Source organism: Nocardiopsis sp. LOL_012, assembly GCF_048060475.1.
GTDB lineage: Bacteria > Actinomycetota > Actinomycetes > Streptosporangiales > Streptosporangiaceae > Nocardiopsis.
Genome location: NZ_JBHMIV010000098.1, coordinates 1 through 1,037 on the forward strand (window position 1 = coordinate 1; position 1,037 = coordinate 1,037).

A 1,037-nucleotide genomic window follows, 5' to 3' on the forward strand; every position below is an offset into this window, starting at 1 on the left:
CCGGCGGTGAGCTGGTGGTGGTGGGCCGGGCCGACGCCCAGGTCAAGGTCCGCGGCTTCCGGATCGAGCCCGGCGAGGTCGAAACGGCGCTCACCGCCCTGCCGGGGATCTCTGCGGGGGCCGTCGTGGTCCGGGAGGACCGGCCCGGCGACAGGCGCCTGGTGGGCTACGCCGTGTTCACAGACGGGGCGGCACCGGACGTGCAGGAGCGCGGCGGTATCGGGCTGCGGTCCGCGCTGTCGGAGGTGTTGCCGGAGCACATGGTGCCGTCGGCGGTGGTGGTGCTGGAGCGGTTGCCGTTGACGGCCAACGGGAAGCTGGACCGGCGTGCGCTGCCCGAGCCCGATTTCGGGGCGCTCTCGCGGGGCCGGGCCCCCCGCGACGAGCGCGAGGAGGAGCTGTGCGCGCTGTTCGCCGAGCTCCTCGGCCTGGAGTCGGTGACCGTCGACGACTCCTTCTTCGACCTGGGCGGGCACTCCCTGCTCGCCGCACGGCTCACGACACGGATCAGGGCCTCCCACGGCGTGGATATCACGCTGAAGGACCTGTTCCGGGCCCCGACGGTCGCCGAACTGGCCCACAAGGTCTCCCAGGCGACCCCGGCGCGGCGCTCACGCCCCAAGCTGAGCCGCCGCACACGGGCGGGCGCACGGCTCTGACCCGGAGCCGTCCCCGTCCGTCCCGGGCGGGCACGGCCGACCGCCGTACCCGGCGGTTTCCGTGCCCGCCCAGATCCCCAACTGCCGCCGACCCTCCTCCGGGACCTGCCCGTCGGGAGCGTCCCCCCTTCCTAGGGTCGGCTGAGACGAGAAGAAGAACACGAGCGCCGGTCAAGGCGGGACGACAGGTGGGTCGACATGCTTCCCCTTTCATACGCTCAACGCAGACTGTGGTTCCTGGACCGTTTGGAGGGGCCGAGCGCCACCTACAACATCCCGGTGGTGCTGCGGCTGCGCGGTGGTCTGGACGCCGGTGTCCTGGAGGCGGCGCTGGGGGACGTGGTGGAGCGGCACGAGGCGCTGCGGACCGTGTTCCCC

2 protein-coding genes are annotated in these 1,037 nt (G+C 72.9%); both read left to right on the forward strand.

Annotated features, from left to right (window positions below):
• A partial coding sequence (locus tag ACFHWE_RS23600; RefSeq protein ID WP_416604071.1) for a phosphopantetheine-binding protein occupies positions 1 to 659 on the forward strand: 659 nt, incomplete at its 5' end.
• Between the two features lie 198 nt (positions 660 to 857).
• A partial coding sequence (locus tag ACFHWE_RS23605) for a condensation domain-containing protein (RefSeq protein ID WP_416604072.1) occupies positions 858 to 1,037 on the forward strand: 180 nt, incomplete at its 3' end.